Source organism: Streptomyces sp. NPDC020996 (genome assembly GCF_040641355.1).
Taxonomy (GTDB): Bacteria; Actinomycetota; Actinomycetes; order Streptomycetales; family Streptomycetaceae; genus Streptomyces.
The window spans coordinates 26,715-41,246 of sequence record NZ_JBFADM010000001.1 but is presented as its reverse complement, the minus strand read 5'-3'; the positions used below and the strand labels follow the sequence as shown (position 1 = coordinate 41,246).

Genomic DNA, 14,532 nt, shown 5'->3' with positions numbered 1-14,532 from the left:
GCGGCGACTCACGGCGGCTTCGCGGCGGCTCGTCACCGCCCGACTTCGTCACCGGCCGGCTGACGGTAGTGGTGGTACGCATGGTGCGCGGCGAACCCCATTCCGGCGTACAGCGTCCGCGCCGCCGCGTTGTCCGTCTCGACCTGGAGCCACGCGGCCGAGGCGCCCTCGTCGAGGGCCCGCCGGGCCAGCGCGGCCATCACCGCGGTCGCCAGACCCCGCCGCCGCTGCGCGGGGTCGACCTCGACGGCGGCGAAGCCCGCCCACCGCCCGTCCACGACGCACCGCCCTATCGCGGCGGGCGCGGCCCCCTCCGAGGCACCCTCCGAGGCGCCCGGCACGGTCGCGAACCACACCGACGGCCCGCTGCCGAGCACCTTCAGGGCCACCTCGCTCACACCCTTGCGCCGGTAGCGCGCCAGCCACGCCGCGTCGGCGGTCCGGGACAGCACGACACCCGTCCCCTCCGCCCGGTCGGCGACCGGCGCCAGCCCGCCGACCCACAGCTCGGCGGTCACCTCACGCACCCACCCGCGCCGCTCCAGCTCCGCGCACAGCAGCTCCTGCGTGCCCTCCGCCCCGGTCGCGGTCTGGACGTACGCGGGCAGGCCGCAGTCGCCGTACCACCGCCGTACGGTGCTCAGCGCGTCGTCCAGGGGCACGCCCGGGTCGCCGAGCGGGAGCACCGAGTTGGCCCGCCGGGTGAACCCGGCCGCCGCCCTCAGCTCCCATCCGCCCAGCAGCTCGCTCTCCACCGGCCGCCACGCGCGCGAGGAGACCCGCGCGAGTTCCTCGTAGGAGGTGGCGGGGCCCCGGCGGCGGGCCGGCGCGGCGGGCACCACCTTCCCCGCGACCAGGGCGGACTCCGGTATCCGGACGCTCTCACCGCTCTTCCGTGTGATGAGCAGCACACCTTCGTCCCATGATGTGAGAACACCCACCGTGTCGGTGAACTTCTCCTGCGTGACTCCAGGTTCGCTCAGGCGCCGCACGGAGACACGTTTCCCCACGTCAGCAGCGGTGATTCGGACCTCGAGGCGTCCAGCGGCCGAGATTTCCACGGGTCGGTTCACCCCTCCTGTTCGGATCATGCCCAGGAACGGAGATACTAGGGGCGGGCATCGACGACGCCGCGCTCCCGCGCGCCAGGCGGCGGAGCCTGAGGAGGCCCGCCAGCGCCCAATCGAGGAGGAACGACAGCGTGACCTACGTCATCGCGCAGCCTTGTGTCGACGTGAAGGACAAGGCGTGCATCGAGGAGTGCCCGGTCGACTGCATCTACGAGGGCTCCCGGTCCTTGTACATCCATCCGGACGAATGCGTCGACTGTGGTGCCTGTGAGCCGGTCTGCCCGGTCGAGGCGATCTTCTACGAGGACGACGTGCCGGAGGAGTGGAAGGACTACTACAAGGCGAACGTCGAGTTCTTCGACGAGCTGGGCTCGCCGGGCGGCGCCAGCAAGCTGGGCCTGATCGAGCGTGACCACCCGATCATCGCCGCGCTGCCGCCGCAGGCCGAGTGACCCCGTAAGCGGCCCCGCGACATGCGCCGCCTCGGTCCCGTACGGCCTGATCGTCGACGATCACCGTGCGGGGCCGAGGCGTTTGCCGTACGAGGGCCGAGCCGTTCCCTGAGAAAGTGAGCCACCACCCGTGTCCGCAGTCACCGACCGCCTCCCGGCCTTCCCCTGGGACAAGCTGGAGCCGTACAAGAAGACGGCCGCCGCGCACCCGGGCGGCATCGTCGACCTGTCCGTCGGCACCCCCGTCGACCCGGTCCCCGAACTGATCCAGAAGGCCCTGATCGACGCGGCGGACTCCCCGGGCTACCCGACGGTCTGGGGCACCCCGGCGCTGCGCGACGCGATCACGGGCTGGCTCGAGCGCCGTCTGGGCGCCCGCGAGGTCACCCACCGGCACGTCCTGCCGGTCGTCGGCTCCAAGGAACTGGTCGCCTGGCTGCCCACCCAGCTGGGCCTCGGCCCCGGCGACAAGGTCGCCCACCCCCGGCTTGCCTACCCGACGTACGAGGTCGGCGCCCGCCTGGCCCGCGCCGAACACGTCGCCTACGACGACCCGACCGAGCTGGACCCCGAGGGCCTGAAGCTGCTGTGGCTGAACTCCCCGTCCAACCCGACGGGCAAGGTGCTCGGCAAGGACGAGCTGACCCGGATCGTGGCCTGGGCCCGCGAGCACGGCGTGCTGGTCTTCTCCGACGAGTGCTACATCGAGCTGGGCTGGGAGGCCGACCCGGTCTCCGTCCTGCACCCGGACGTCAACGGCGGCTCGTACGACGGCATCGTGTCGGTCCACTCGCTGTCCAAGCGGTCGAACCTGGCCGGCTACCGCGCGGCCTTCCTGGCCGGTGACCCTGCCGTCCTCGGCCCGCTGCTGGAGATCCGCAAGCACGGCGGCATGATGACGCCCGCGCCGACCCAGGCGGCGGTGGTGGCGGCCCTCGGCGACGACAGCCACGTCCGCGAGCAGCGGGAGCGGTACGCGGCCCGCCGCGCCGCCCTGCGCGAGGCGCTGACCGGGCACGGCTTCCGCATCGAGCACAGCGAGGCCAGCCTCTACCTGTGGGTCACGCGCGACGAGTCCTGCTGGGACACGGTGGCCCACCTCGCCGGCCTCGGCATCCTCGTGGCCCCCGGCGACTTCTACGGCCCCGCGGGCGACCGCTTCGTCCGGGTGGCCCTGACAGCGACGGACGAACGGATCCGAGCAGCCGTAGAGCGCCTGTAACCCGCCCCCACGGCCACCCGCAAACGGCTGCGGGGGCCGGAGCGGCCACGCGACCTCGGCCCTGGGTGGCGTCGCTGTGGCGGCTGGGGCCCGGTGCGGCGACCGGCTGAGGCGCGGTACGCACCTCCGGCCCGGCGTACACGGCTGCGGGTCCGGGCGCTATCGCTGTGGCGGCCGGGCGGCCGGGCGGCCGGGGGCCGGGGGGCCGGTGTGGACGGTCGGGGTGGCCCGCTGCGCGTGGCTGCGGCCTATTGCGGGCGACCGGCGCGGCCCGGTACGTGTGGCTGCGCGACCCGGTGCGTGTGGTTGCGCGGCCCGGTGGGTATGGCTGGGGCCTGGCGTGCGGGCCCGGTGCGGGCGACCGGCTGCGGCTCGGTACGCGCCTCCGGCCCGGCGCACCTGGCGGCGGGGCTGGGCGGTATCGCCGTGGCGGCTGGGGCTCGGTGCGGACGGTCGGTGTGGCCCGCTGCGCGTTGCTGCGCGGCCTGGCGCACAGGCTGCGGCCTCCGGGGGGCATCGCTGTGGTGGCGTAGCCATGTGCGCGTGGCTTGTGGGTCGCCGCAGGCGACCGGCGAGGCCCGGTGCGCCGAACTGCGGCTCAGCACGCGCCCCTGGCCCGGCGTACACGGCTGCGGGCCCGGGCGGCAGCGCCCGGGCCCGCAGCCGTGCGGGGGCTCAGCCGCCCAGCGGGAGGCCCTTCGCCGGGAGGGTCTTCGCGGACGGGATGCCGCCCTTGGTCAGCGCGTCCGTCGGCAGGCCGCCCTTGGTCGCCGTCTTCGCGGTGTCGCCGAGGACGCCCTCCGCGGAGCCCGTCGCGTCCCCCACGGCCTTCCGCGCCACCGGCGCCGCCTGCTTCGCCACCTTGCCGCCGGTCCTGGTCGCGGTCGGCACCGCCTTCTTGACCGCCTTGCCGCCGGCGCCGCCCGCGACCCGGGTGACGTTCTGCGCCGCGCCGTCGACGGTGTGGCCGACGTTCGCCCCGTCCAGGGAGGTCAGGCCCCCGACGTTCGGGGTGGCGGGCAGTTCGGGGGCCGCGCTCGCGGAGCCGGCCGCACCGACCCCGGCTGCCGCTCCCGCTGCGACAAGCAGCGCGGCACGGGCGATCCGACGGGTCAGGGGGAGGGACATGATGCTCCTTCGACGGGAGAGGGTCTTGCTCGGACGCCGTGACTACCGCTCGAAGCCCCTCCGAGGTTGCGGAGCGGAACCGTAAAGAATTGGCAATGCGTCGCATTATCGGCTGCGGACGAATATGGGCGAAAAGGGCGCGGTGTGCGCGGCTGCCGAATCCTTACGGCCCTGTGTTCCCAAGGCTTTTCGCGAATCCGCCGCGGACCGGGCGAAAACAGCCGCGCACCGGGCCGGGCGCCCGGCCCGGGTGACCCGTGCGGGTGAGGATCCGAACTACTGCCCGGTGACGATCCGGACCGCGTCCGCCGTCCGCCCGGTCTCCCCGGAGCTCTGCGCGCCGGTCGGGCGCCACCGGGGGTCGCTGGTCCCGGCGGTCCACTCCCGCCCGGCGAACGAGACCCGCTCGATGTGCAGCGCGGAGGCGTTGGCGACCGCCCAGTGCGCCAGCTGCCAGCCGCGCTGCCGCGCGGTGCCGCCCTTCACGGGGCTCGCGCCGGCCGCCACGGGCAGCGTGACGGTCCGCGTGCCGTCCTGCGCGCTCGGCGAGGACGAGGACGAGGGCGAGGAAGAGGGCGAGGGCGTCGGCGTGGCCCGGCCGCCCACCTCCGCGCCCGCGTCCTGCAGGACGTCGCGCCCGAAGTCCCGTACCAGTGCGGAGCGGACGGCGTCGGGGCCCGCCTGGACGCCGGCCGCGTCCGGGTTGCCCCGGCAGGTGAGCGTGGCTGCCGCGTGCCCGGTGAGGGCGGCGGCGAGCAGCTTCGCGTCCGGCTCGTGCTTGGCGTACGCCTCCGGATAGCCGCTCCGCTGCACGCGCTGCGCGGCGACCGTGAGCGGCAGCCGGGTGTAGCCGGGCACCTTGCCGAGGTGCTCGTAGAAGGCGCCCGCCGCGTACGCCGGCTCCATGATCTGCCGCGGCGTGCCCCAGCCCTGTGAGGGCCGCTGCTGGAACAGGCCCAGCGAATCCCGGTCGCCGTGCTCGATGTTGCGCAGTCCGGACTCCTGCAGCGCGGTCGCGAGCGCGATCGTCACGGCCCGTTCGGGCATCCCGCGCCCGGTGCCGACGGCGGCGATCGTCGCCGCGTTCACCGCCTGCTCCGGCGTGAACCGGTAGCGCGCGCCGTCGTCCTCGCCCGACACCACCGTGCAGCCCGGGCCGCTCCTGCCCCCGGTGACGTACTGCACCACGAGGTAACCGGCGACGGCGAGCAGGGTCATGAGGGCCGCGCCGAAACGGAAGACGCGGCCGCGGCGCTTGACGGGGTGGGGGGACGGCTCTGACACGCCGTACAAGGTAGCGGAGGCACGAGAGGGCGGCGAGGCCGGTACGGACGCTGTGACGAGGCAGACGCGTTAGGGTCGACAGCATGGCCGACACCCCCCTTGACCTCACGTTGGACGCCGCCGAGCTGACCGCGCGGCTCGTCGACTTCCCCTCCGAGAGCGGCACCGAGCAGCCCCTCGCCGACGCGATCGAGAACGCCCTGCGCGCCCTGCCGCACCTGACGGTCGACCGGTACGGCAACAACGTCCTGGCCCGCACGAACCTGGGCCGCTCGCAGCGGGTGATCCTGGCCGGCCACATCGACACGGTCCCGATCGCGGACAACGTCCCCTCCCGGCTGGACGAGGACGGCGTCCTGTGGGGCTGCGGCACGTGCGACATGAAGGCGGGCGTCGCGGTCCAGCTGCGCATCGCGGCCACCGTCCCGGCCCCGAACCGCGACCTGACCTTCGTCTTCTACGACAACGAGGAGGTCGCCGCCGAGCTGAACGGCCTCAAGCACGTGGCGGAGGCCCACCCGGAGTGGCTGGAGGGCGACTTCGCGGTGCTCCTCGAGCCGTCGGACGGCGAGGTCGAGGGCGGCTGCCAGGGCACGCTCAGGGTGCTGCTGAAGACGAAGGGCGAGCGGGCCCACTCGGCGCGGAGCTGGATGGGCTCCAACGCCATCCACGCCGCCGCGCCGATCCTGGCCCGCCTCGCCTCCTACACGCCGCGCAACCCGGTGATCGACGGCCTCGAGTACCGGGAGGGCCTGAACGCGGTCGGCATCTCGGGCGGGGTCGCGGGCAACGTCATCCCCGACGAGTGCGTCGTCACCGTCAACTTCCGCTACGCGCCCGACCGCACCGAGGAGGAGGCCGTCGCGCACGTCCGCGAGGTGTTCGCGGACTGCGGGGTGGCGGAGTTCGTGATCGACGACCACAGCGGCGGCGCGCTGCCCGGCCTGTCCCACCCCGCCGCCGCGGCCTTCATCGAGGCGGTGGGCGGCGTCCCGCGGCCCAAGTACGGCTGGACGGACGTGTCGCGCTTCTCCTCCCTCGGCATCCCGGCCGTCAACTACGGCCCGGGCAACCCGCACTTGGCGCACAAGCGGGACGAACGGGTCGAAACCGCGAAGGTCCTGGCGGGTGAGGAGCGCCTGCGGGCCTGGCTGACGGCACGGCCTAGGACCCCGTGCGGCGTGGTGCCGCGCGGCGGACACGTCCAAGTCCCCCGGCCGTAACGGGTGTGGATCTACGCTGAGGCGGAAACACCTTTCCCCACCTCTCGACTTCGTTCGGGACGGGGAGGCATCGACCGCGGAGGGAGCGCACATGGCAACAGGCAACCCGAGGGGGAAGACGCCACCGCCGCAGGAACAGCGCCTGGGACCGGTCCTGCGCAGGCGCGGACAGGTGACGGCAAGCACGACGGACCAGCGGCTGCTGGACGAGCGCGCCCCCGCGGACTGGGTCCACACCGATCCCTGGCGGGTGCTGCGCATCCAGTCGGAGTTCGTCGAGGGCTTCGGCACGCTGGCCGAACTCCCGCCCGCCATCAGCGTGTTCGGCTCGGCCCGGACGCCGGTGGACTCGCCGGAGTACGAGGCGGGCGTGCGCCTGGGCCGCGGTCTCGCGGAGGCGGGCTGGGCGGTCATCACGGGCGGCGGCCCCGGCGCCATGGAGGCCGCGAACCGGGGCGCCTGCGAGGCCGGCGGCGCCTCGGTCGGCCTCGGCATCGAGCTCCCCTTCGAGCAGGGCCTCAACCCCTACGTCGACATCGGCCTGAACTTCCGGTATTTCTTCGTCCGCAAGATGATGTTCGTGAAGTACGCGCAGGGGTTCGTGGTCCTGCCCGGCGGACTCGGCACCCTGGACGAGTTCTTCGAGGCGCTGACCCTGGTGCAGACCCAGAAGGTCACCCGCTTCCCGATCGTCCTGTTCGGCACCGACTACTGGGGCGGCCTGGTGGACTGGCTGCGCAACACGATGGCGGCCCAGGGCAAGATGTCCCCCGACGACCTGATGCTGTTCCACGTCACTGACGATGTGGACGAGGCAGTGGCCCTGGTCTCCAAGGAAGCCGGCCGCTGACCCCCGCCGGCCCCGCCCCTCGGCCACCGGCCCTGAACCCCCTGGCCCCGCCCCACCCCACCCCGCCACCGGCCCTCGGCCCCGAGACCTCGGCCTCCGGGCCGTGGCCCTCGGCCTTGGGCCCCGGCCCTCGGCGGGCCACCGCCGGGGCACGGGGGACCGGCCCCGGCCTAAGCAGTTGCCTTGACGACGTCGCCGCTGACGACGGCCTATGGCTTGTCCGCCGGGGCAGACGTGACAGCCCTGTCCCGAAAGGCCTGGAAGGCGGTCCAGCCGGCCGGGGCATCGTCTGCGAGCAGCTCGCCGGTCGAGCAGTCGAAGGGACGGCAGCCGAGGGCTCGGGAGACGTGGAAGATCACAGGAAGCACGTCGTCCTCCCCGCCCCGGACATGAAGCATGACCGACTCAACGGGGTCGTGGTCGCCGATACCGAGTTCGATCACCCAGGTCGGACCGAGTAACTCGCCCCATGCGGGATCGGTCAGGTCGACCTCACCCACGGCTGACCTGAGTGCCTTGTGGACGCTGGACCGGCTTCCGATGGGAGGCGGCTCGTGATCGGCAGGAAGGTCGTCGATCGACGCGAGGTCCGCAGGCAGCGGCAACAGAAGAACGCCCCAGCTCATAGCGGCTCCCAACCCGAGATTCACGAGAGACGCTATCCGCTGGCACTGACGCTCCTTCACCCTCAGGGACCGTGAACGGCGAGCGCAGATGGTCAGGGCGGCGGGGTTTGCTGCCCCTTGAGTGCCGGCCTTCCGGCCCGGCGGGTGATCTCCGGCTTCGAGGCCGGGTGGTGGGCCCAGCGGCCTGGTTGCACGGTGCCGCGTCTGGCGCGATTCTGCAGCACGGGCCGGCGATTCGGGTTCTTGATCGCGCTGGGGCAGTCCCGGCTGCGACGGGCGGGGACGAGGCATGCGCGTGCTTCCCGCCCGGAATCGGCGAAGGAACGGATCAGCTTGGTGGCAGTTGCTCCGGTTTGGGACGGGATGATGCGGACTCTGGGCGTCGGCCTCTCGCTCTGCGGGACCCCGGACCCCGGACCCCGGCCCCTGGCCTTCGGGGCCCGGCCCGCCGCCGACTCTCGTGTGCCACCGCCGGGGACCCGGCCGCCGAGCATCCGGCCCCGGGTCCCCGAGCCTCGGCCCCGGCGCCAGGCCCGGGCCCGGCCCCGCCCTACGCCAGGCCCCGGCGGGCCACCGTCGGGGGGCGGTGGCCGGCGATCGCGGTGACCATGTCGAGTACCTGGCGGGTCTCCGCCACCTCGTGGACGCGGTAGACCTGGGCGCCGAGCCACGCCGAGACCGCGGTCGTCGCCAGGGTCCCCAGGACGCGCTCCTTCACCGGGCGGTCCAGCGTCTCGCCCACGAAGTCCTTGTTGGACAGCGACACCAGCACTGGCCACCCGGTGGCCACCATCTCGTCCAGCCGCCGCGTCGCCTCCAGGCTGTGCCGCGTGTTCTTGCCGAAGTCGTGCCCGGGGTCGATCAGCACCGACTCCCTCGGCACCCCCAGCGCCACCGCCCGCTCCGCCAGCCCCAGCGTCACCCGCAGGATGTCGGCCATGACGTCGTCGTACGCCACCCGGTGCGGACGTGTCCGCGGCCGGGCGCCGCCCGCGTGCGTGCACACCAGCCCCGCCCCGTGGCGCGCCGCGACCTCCGCCAGCCGGGGGTCGACCCCGCCCCACGCGTCGTTGAGCAGGTCCGCGCCCGCCTCGCACACGGCCTCGCCGACCTCGTGCCGCCAGGTGTCGACGCTGATGACGACGTCGGGGAAACGCCGCCTGACCTCCGCCACGAACCCGACCGTCCGCCGCGCCTCCTCCTCGGCGGTCACCTCCTCGCCGGGCCCGGCCTTCACCCCGCCGATGTCGATGATGGCCGCCCCCTCCGCCACGGCCTGCTCCACGCGCGCGAGGGCCGGCTCGTCCCGGAAGGTCGCCCCCTGGTCGTAGAAGGAATCCGGGGTCCGGTTCACGATCGCCATGATCACCGGCTCGTGCGCCTCGAACGTGCGCCTGCCCAGCCTGAGCATCCCCTGTGACCTCTCCTAGTACGTCCTGGGTGTCCCGGCCGTTCGGCCGCCTGCGACCCTAACCGTCAGCCTCGCATGGCACGATCGGACCCTGACACATTGAGGCTGTACGAACATCGAGCTTGGGGACCCCGGCGATGGTTATGTTCCTGTTCCTGGTCGTCGCTCTGGCCGTCGTGGTGGCGGCGGTGACACTGGCCGTGGTGGGCGGCGGAGGAGAAGGCCCGCTCCCGGAGGCCGTCCCGGAGCGGCTGCACGACCCCCTGCCGCCGGACCGCCCGCTGAGCCGCGCCGACGTCGACGACCTCCGCTTCCCCCTCGCCGCCCGCGGCTACCGCATGGCGGACGTCGACGACGCCCTGAACCGCCTGGCCGCCGAGCTCGCCGAGCGCGACGCCCGCATCGCCGACCTGGAGACCGCGCTGGCGGGCGCGCGGGCCGCCGCCCACACCGCCCACGACGCCCCCACCCCCCTCGACAAGCCCGCGCACGGCCCGGAGGACCAGCAGTGAACGACACGGCCGCGCTCGTCGGCCCCGACGGCGTCCCGCGCTGCCCCTGGGGCCTGTCCACCCCCGACTACGTGACGTACCACGACGAGGAGTGGGGCCGCCCGGTCCACGGCGACGACGCCCTCTTCGAGCGGCTCAGCCTGGAGGCGTTCCAGTCCGGCCTGTCCTGGATCACCATCCTGCGCCGCCGCCCCGGCTTCCGCGCCGCCTTCGCCGGCTTCGAGATCGCGGCGGTCGCGGCCTTCACGGACGAGGACCGCGAGCGCCTTCTCGCCGACCCGGGCATCATCCGCAACCGCGCCAAGATCGACGCCACCTGCGCCAACGCGCGCGTGCTCGCCGAGTGGGCGCCGGGCGAGCTGGACGCCCTGATCTGGTCCCACGCCCCGGCCCCGGGACCGGCGCCGAGGACGCTGTCCGACGTCCCCGCGGTCACCCCGGAGTCGACGGCCCTGTCCAAGGCCCTGAAGAAGCGGGGCCTGCGCTTCGTCGGCCCGACGACCGCCTACGCGCTGATGCAGGCCTGCGGTCTGGTCGACGACCACCTGGAAGGATGCGCCGCCCGTGACGCGTCCCGTGACGCGTCCGGCGACGCGCTCAGCGTCCCAGATACTTCGGCTTCTCCTTGTTGACGAACGCCTCCACCGCGATCACGTGGTCCGCCGACCGCCCCGCGCGGGTCTGCAGCTCGTCCTCCTTCTCCAGCGTCTCCGCGAGCGAGTGGGAGAACCCGTACGCCACCGCCTCCTTGATCGCCGCGTACGCCACCGTCGGCCCCTCCGCCAGCGCCCGTGCCACCTTCTCGGCCTCCGCGCGCAGCTCGCCGGCCGGCACCAGACGGTTGGCGATCCCCAGCTCGTACGCCTCCTGCGCCTTGACGCTGCGCGGGAACAGCAGCAGGTCGGCGGCGCGGGCGGGCCCGACGACGCGCGGCAGCGTCCAGGAGATCCCGGAGTCGGCGGTCAGCGCCACCCCCGCGAACGAGGTGTTGAAGGCGGCCGTGTCGGCCACCACGCGGAAGTCCGCGGCGAGCGCGAAACCGAAGCCGGCCCCGGCCGCGACCCCGTTCACCCCCGCCACCACCGGCTTCGGCATCTCCGTCAGCGCCCGCACGATGGGGTTGTAGTGCTCGCGCACCGTGCTCATGGTGTGCGAGGTGCCGGTCTCCCGGTCCTGCGCCAGCAGCCCGATGTGCTCCTTGAGGTCCTGCCCCACGCAGAACGCCCGGTCCCCGGCGGCGGTCAGCAGCACCGCCCGCACGGAGTCGTCCTCCGCCGCCGTCCGGACCGCGTCCCGAAGGGCGACCTTGGTCGCGATGTTCAGCGCGTTCATCGCCTCGGGGCGGTTCAGCGTGATCGTCGCGAGCCCGTCGCCCACCTCGTAGAGCACGGTGTCGGCCATGTGTGTCCCCTCCGCATGTCGCGGTCGCGGCGTACCGGCCGGTACGCCCTGTCCGAAGGACAGCATGACGGAGATCACCGTCCGCGCACCGCAGCGGACGTGTGACCTGCGTCAAAGAATCCGGCCCCGTTTCGGGCCGGCGAAAGTCCGCACGGCGGCGAAGTATCGCAGCCACATCGCCGAATTGAGTGGTTTTGCTCGCGCGCGTTGCCCAAGCGATGCCTACCGATGTTGGTCATCGGGTCCTGAGATGCGGGATAATGGCTGGGAAGCAATGTGTTCGATGCCGGTGTTGCGTGTCCCGCCAGGACCGCGCGTGCCCTCCAGGGCCGTCGGCTTTGACGATGAGCTGGTTTCAGGAAGGGGAACGAGCATGGCGGCCATGAAGCCGCGAACGGGTGATGGCCCGCTCGAGGTGACCAAGGAGGGGCGGGGCATCGTCATGCGCGTTCCGCTCGAAGGCGGCGGTCGGCTCGTCGTCGAGCTGACCCCTGACGAGGCCGACGCGCTGGGCGACGCCCTCAAGAAGGTCGTCGGCTGACGCGGAAGCGACCATACCCCTTCGGCGGCCCCGGCACCCAAGCGGTGCCGGGGCCGCTGTTTCGGCGCCGCCGCGTCCGGGCCCTCCGCCCGCCTCGCGGTCGCGCTTCCACAGCGTCGGCGCCGGCCGTACGGCTACCGCTTGACCGCGCACAGCAGCCCGTCGCCCACCGGCAGCAGCGACGGCAACAGCTCCGGGCTCTCCCGCACCCCGCGCAGCAGCTCCCGCAGCCGCAGCACCTCCGTGGGCTGCGGCCCCGAGTCCACCGTGCGGCCGTTGGCGAAGACGCCCTCGAAAACCACCAGGCCCCCCGTACGCAGTAGACGCAACGATTCAGCGAGGTAGTCCATGACCTCCTGCCGGTCGCCGTCGCAGAAGACGAGGTCGTAGCCGGCGTCCGCGAGCCGGGGCAGCACGTCCAGCGCGCGCCCCGGGATGAAGCGGGCGCGGTTGCTGGCGAATCCGGACGCGCGGAAGGCCTGGCGGGCGAACTGCTGGTGCTCCGGCTCGGGGTCCACGGTCGTCAGGACCCCGTCGGGGCGCATGCCGTGCAGCAGATGGATCCCGGAGACGCCCGTGCCGGTGCCGATCTCCGCCACCGCCTTCGCGTCCACCGAGGCGGCCAGCAACCGCAGCGCGGCGCCCGTGCCGGGCGACACCGAGCGCAGCCCCGCCTCGCGGGCCCGGTCGCGGGCCCAGCGCAGCGCCTCGTCCTCGGCGACATAGGCGTCGGCGAACGCCCAGCTCGTCAGCCGGTTGCCGGTAATGACCCTCTCCTGTCCCATGGTTGCCTGGGCGTGACTGTATCCGTTGGCGCCGGGAACCCGCAGATGGGACCGGGCGTTTAGAGGGGTGGAGACGACAGCGGGGGGACACAGTTGGATCACGACGCGGGGCGGACACCGGAGCAACTGCGGGCGCAGCGGCCCGAGCGGTGCCAGCCCACATCAAATTCTCGTAAAACCGCTTATCCGGAGCTAACGGGCGAGGTGGCTATGGTAGGGGCTCCACTGGACACCACCAGAGCCGACAGGGGAGGTGCGGCCGTACCTGTGGATCGGGGAGGAGTGCTGTGGCGCTTTCTCGGATCGGCGGGCAGGCCGAAATCCGTGAACGACACCGCTGCTGACCACAGCCACGCCGCTGAACACGACCGGACCGCGACCTTCTCCACCGACGCGGACGGGCAGGCGTGGACTCCGCCCACCTGGGAGGAGATCGTCAGCACCCACAGCGGACGCGTCTACCGGCTGGCCTACCGCCTCACGGGCAACCAGCACGACGCCGAGGACCTCACCCAGGAGGTCTTCGTCCGCGTCTTCCGCTCCCTGTCGACGTACACGCCGGGGACCTTCGAGGGCTGGCTGCACCGCATCACCACCAACCTGTTCCTCGACATGGTCCGCCGCAAGCAGCGCATCCGCTTCGACGCCCTCGGCGAGGACGCGGCCGAGCGCCTGCCCAGCCGCGAACCCAACCCGCAGCAGGTCTTCAACGACGCGCACTTCGACGCGGACGTCCAGCAGGCCCTCGACACGCTCGCGCCCGAGTTCCGCGCCGCGGTCGTCCTGTGCGACATCGAGGGGCTGTCGTACGAGGAGATCGCCGCCACCCTCGGCGTCAAGCTCGGCACGGTCCGCTCGCGCATCCACCGCGGCCGCTCGCAGCTGCGCAAGGCCCTCGCCCACCGCTCCCCGCAGGCCCGGGCGGCCGAGCGCCGCTCCTTCATGGCCCGTGTCCCCGCACTGGGGGGAGGGGGCGCGACCGCGTGAGTGGATCAAGCCCCGCCGAGAGGCGCCTGTCCGAGCAGCATCTGGGAGACCGGCTCTCCGCCCTGGTGGACGGAGAGCTCGGTCACGAGTCGCGCGAGCGTGTCCTCGCCCACCTGGCCACCTGCGCCAGGTGCAAGGCGGAGGCCGACGCCCAGCGGCAGTTGAAGAACGTCTTCGCGGAGGCGGCCCCGCCGTCCCCCTCCGAGAGCTTCCTGGCCCGTCTCCAGGGGCTCCCGGCGGGAGGTGACGACACGGACGGCGGCTCGCCCTTCAGCGGGGGAGGACTCCCCGCAGCGGCCTCCGGACGGTTCGGCGGCGGAGTGTTCGGGCTGAGACGGGGCGAGCGCTTCGAGTTCGGCTACGTGCCCGCCGGCGCGCACACCGCCGCACCCGACGCCGACCACGGCTTCCCCGTCCACGACGTCGGCCACCGCGAACCGGAGCGTCCGGCCTCGCGCGGACTGCGGATCGCGTTCGCCGCCGCCGGGGCGGTGTCGCTCGCCGCGATCGCGCTGGGCGGCGTCACGGGCGGCTCACCGGCCGACACCGCGGACGCGCGCGGCGGCAACGGGACCGGCAGCAACGTCACCCCGATGCGGTCGCCGGGCACCGGGAACGCGACGGCTCCCGAGAGCCAGCGGCGCCGCGGCACCGGCCCGGTGCTCGCCCAGGGCCAGCGCACGCTCGGCGACACCACGGTGGCCCCCACACAGGTCTCCGCGCCGCTGCTGCCGGGCATACCGAGCCCCGCGGGCTCCGGGCAGACACAGCAGGCCACACCCCCGCTGACCGGGCCCGTGATGGCCGGTGCGGCGGTCATGTCGCCGTTGATACGGCCGCTCACCGGCGTCGCCCCGCCGTTCACCCTGACCTCCTGGTCCACCGCGCCCGAGGTCAGGTCCCCCGGCATGCGCGCCGCGCCCGCCCCCGACACGTCCTCCGCCTCCCCGTCCCCGTCGCGCACCGCACGCTGACCGCCCGACCGCTGACCGACCGCCCGGGAACCTGGTTGAATCCGGGGTGAGCCATGCCCGTGGCCA

The 14,532-nt window shown here is 73.4% G+C and carries 15 protein-coding genes and 1 pseudogene; 9 read left to right on the top strand and 7 right to left on the bottom strand.

Annotation, left to right across the window (positions count from 1 at the left end):
* Positions 1-32: 32 nt before the first annotated feature.
* Entirely contained in the window at positions 33-1,061 is a 1,029-nt protein-coding gene (locus AB0G63_RS00205) for a GNAT family N-acetyltransferase (protein ID WP_360741728.1), read from the bottom strand.
* A 140-nt stretch (positions 1,062-1,201) separates the two neighbouring features.
* Between AB0G63_RS00205 and fdxA the strand changes: the two genes are divergently transcribed.
* Positions 1,202-1,522 carry a ferredoxin gene (fdxA, locus tag AB0G63_RS00200; protein WP_324787515.1) on the top strand — a complete coding sequence of 107 codons (321 nt, stop codon included), beginning with the start codon at positions 1,202-1,204 and terminating at the stop codon, positions 1,520-1,522.
* A 130-nt stretch (positions 1,523-1,652) separates the two neighbouring features.
* Positions 1,653-2,744 (top strand): bifunctional succinyldiaminopimelate transaminase/glutamate-prephenate aminotransferase, encoded by a 1,092-nt coding sequence (locus AB0G63_RS00195; RefSeq protein ID WP_360741725.1) that lies wholly within the window; start codon positions 1,653-1,655, stop codon positions 2,742-2,744.
* A gap of 675 nt (positions 2,745-3,419) precedes the next feature.
* Here the strand turns inward: AB0G63_RS00195 and AB0G63_RS00190 are convergent.
* Positions 3,420-3,872, bottom strand: a complete 453-nt coding sequence (locus tag AB0G63_RS00190; protein ID WP_360741722.1) for an ATP-binding protein — start codon at positions 3,870-3,872, stop codon at positions 3,420-3,422.
* A 276-nt stretch (positions 3,873-4,148) separates the two neighbouring features.
* On the bottom strand, positions 4,149-5,156 hold the full coding sequence (locus AB0G63_RS00185; RefSeq protein ID WP_360741718.1) for a heavy metal transporter: 1,008 nt from the start codon (positions 5,154-5,156) through the stop codon (positions 4,149-4,151).
* Positions 5,157-5,239: 83 nt separating this feature from the next.
* Between AB0G63_RS00185 and dapE the strand changes: the two are divergent.
* Positions 5,240-6,316 (top strand): annotated as a pseudogene (gene dapE / locus AB0G63_RS00180) (succinyl-diaminopimelate desuccinylase); the annotation flags it as partial.
* Positions 6,317-6,470: 154 nt separating this feature from the next.
* Positions 6,471-7,229, top strand: a complete 759-nt coding sequence (locus tag AB0G63_RS00175) for a TIGR00730 family Rossman fold protein (RefSeq protein ID WP_324787520.1) — start codon at positions 6,471-6,473, stop codon at positions 7,227-7,229.
* Positions 7,230-7,438: 209 nt separating this feature from the next.
* On the opposite strand, the gene AB0G63_RS00170 is transcribed toward AB0G63_RS00175, so the two are convergent.
* Positions 7,439-7,855, bottom strand: coding sequence for a hypothetical protein (locus tag AB0G63_RS00170; protein ID WP_360741714.1), 417 nt, complete (start codon positions 7,853-7,855; stop codon positions 7,439-7,441).
* Positions 7,856-8,405: 550 nt separating this feature from the next.
* Positions 8,406-9,266 carry a dihydropteroate synthase gene (gene folP, locus AB0G63_RS00165; protein ID WP_360741711.1) on the bottom strand — a complete coding sequence of 287 codons (861 nt, stop codon included), beginning with the start codon at positions 9,264-9,266 and terminating at the stop codon, positions 8,406-8,408.
* Positions 9,267-9,409: 143 nt separating this feature from the next.
* Here folP and AB0G63_RS00160 point away from each other — a divergent pair, with 143 nt between their 5' ends.
* Together AB0G63_RS00160 and AB0G63_RS00155 are read left to right on the top strand one after the other, a co-directional pair.
* Entirely contained in the window at positions 9,410-9,778 is a 369-nt protein-coding gene (locus AB0G63_RS00160) for a DivIVA domain-containing protein (RefSeq protein ID WP_360742350.1), read from the top strand.
* On the top strand, positions 9,775-10,410 hold the full coding sequence (locus tag AB0G63_RS00155; protein WP_360741708.1) for a DNA-3-methyladenine glycosylase I: 636 nt from the start codon (positions 9,775-9,777) through the stop codon (positions 10,408-10,410). Before AB0G63_RS00160 ends, AB0G63_RS00155 begins: the two co-directional genes overlap by 4 nt.
* On the opposite strand, the gene AB0G63_RS00150 is transcribed toward AB0G63_RS00155, so the two are convergent.
* Positions 10,376-11,179, bottom strand: a complete 804-nt coding sequence (locus tag AB0G63_RS00150) for an enoyl-CoA hydratase-related protein (RefSeq protein ID WP_360741705.1) — start codon at positions 11,177-11,179, stop codon at positions 10,376-10,378. The two genes, AB0G63_RS00155 and AB0G63_RS00150, sit on opposite strands and share 35 nt — an antisense overlap.
* A gap of 373 nt (positions 11,180-11,552) precedes the next feature.
* Here AB0G63_RS00150 and AB0G63_RS00145 point away from each other — a divergent pair, with 373 nt between their 5' ends.
* Positions 11,553-11,720, top strand: a complete 168-nt coding sequence (locus AB0G63_RS00145; RefSeq protein ID WP_003966491.1) for a DUF3117 domain-containing protein — start codon at positions 11,553-11,555, stop codon at positions 11,718-11,720.
* 134 nt (positions 11,721-11,854) lie between these two features.
* On the opposite strand, the gene AB0G63_RS00140 is transcribed toward AB0G63_RS00145, so the two are convergent.
* Positions 11,855-12,505 carry an O-methyltransferase gene (locus AB0G63_RS00140; RefSeq protein ID WP_360741702.1) on the bottom strand — a complete coding sequence of 217 codons (651 nt, stop codon included), beginning with the start codon at positions 12,503-12,505 and terminating at the stop codon, positions 11,855-11,857.
* 282 nt (positions 12,506-12,787) lie between these two features.
* On the opposite strand from AB0G63_RS00140, the gene sigE reads away from it, so the two are divergent.
* The gene (gene sigE, locus AB0G63_RS00135) at positions 12,788-13,492 is read left to right on the top strand and encodes an RNA polymerase sigma factor SigE (RefSeq protein WP_360742347.1); all 705 of its coding nucleotides are present in this window, start codon (positions 12,788-12,790) and stop codon (positions 13,490-13,492) included.
* On the top strand, positions 13,489-14,466 hold the full coding sequence (locus AB0G63_RS00130; protein ID WP_360741699.1) for a zf-HC2 domain-containing protein: 978 nt from the start codon (positions 13,489-13,491) through the stop codon (positions 14,464-14,466). The genes sigE and AB0G63_RS00130 overlap by 4 nt, the downstream gene beginning before the upstream one ends.
* Positions 14,467-14,532 lie beyond the last annotated feature (66 nt).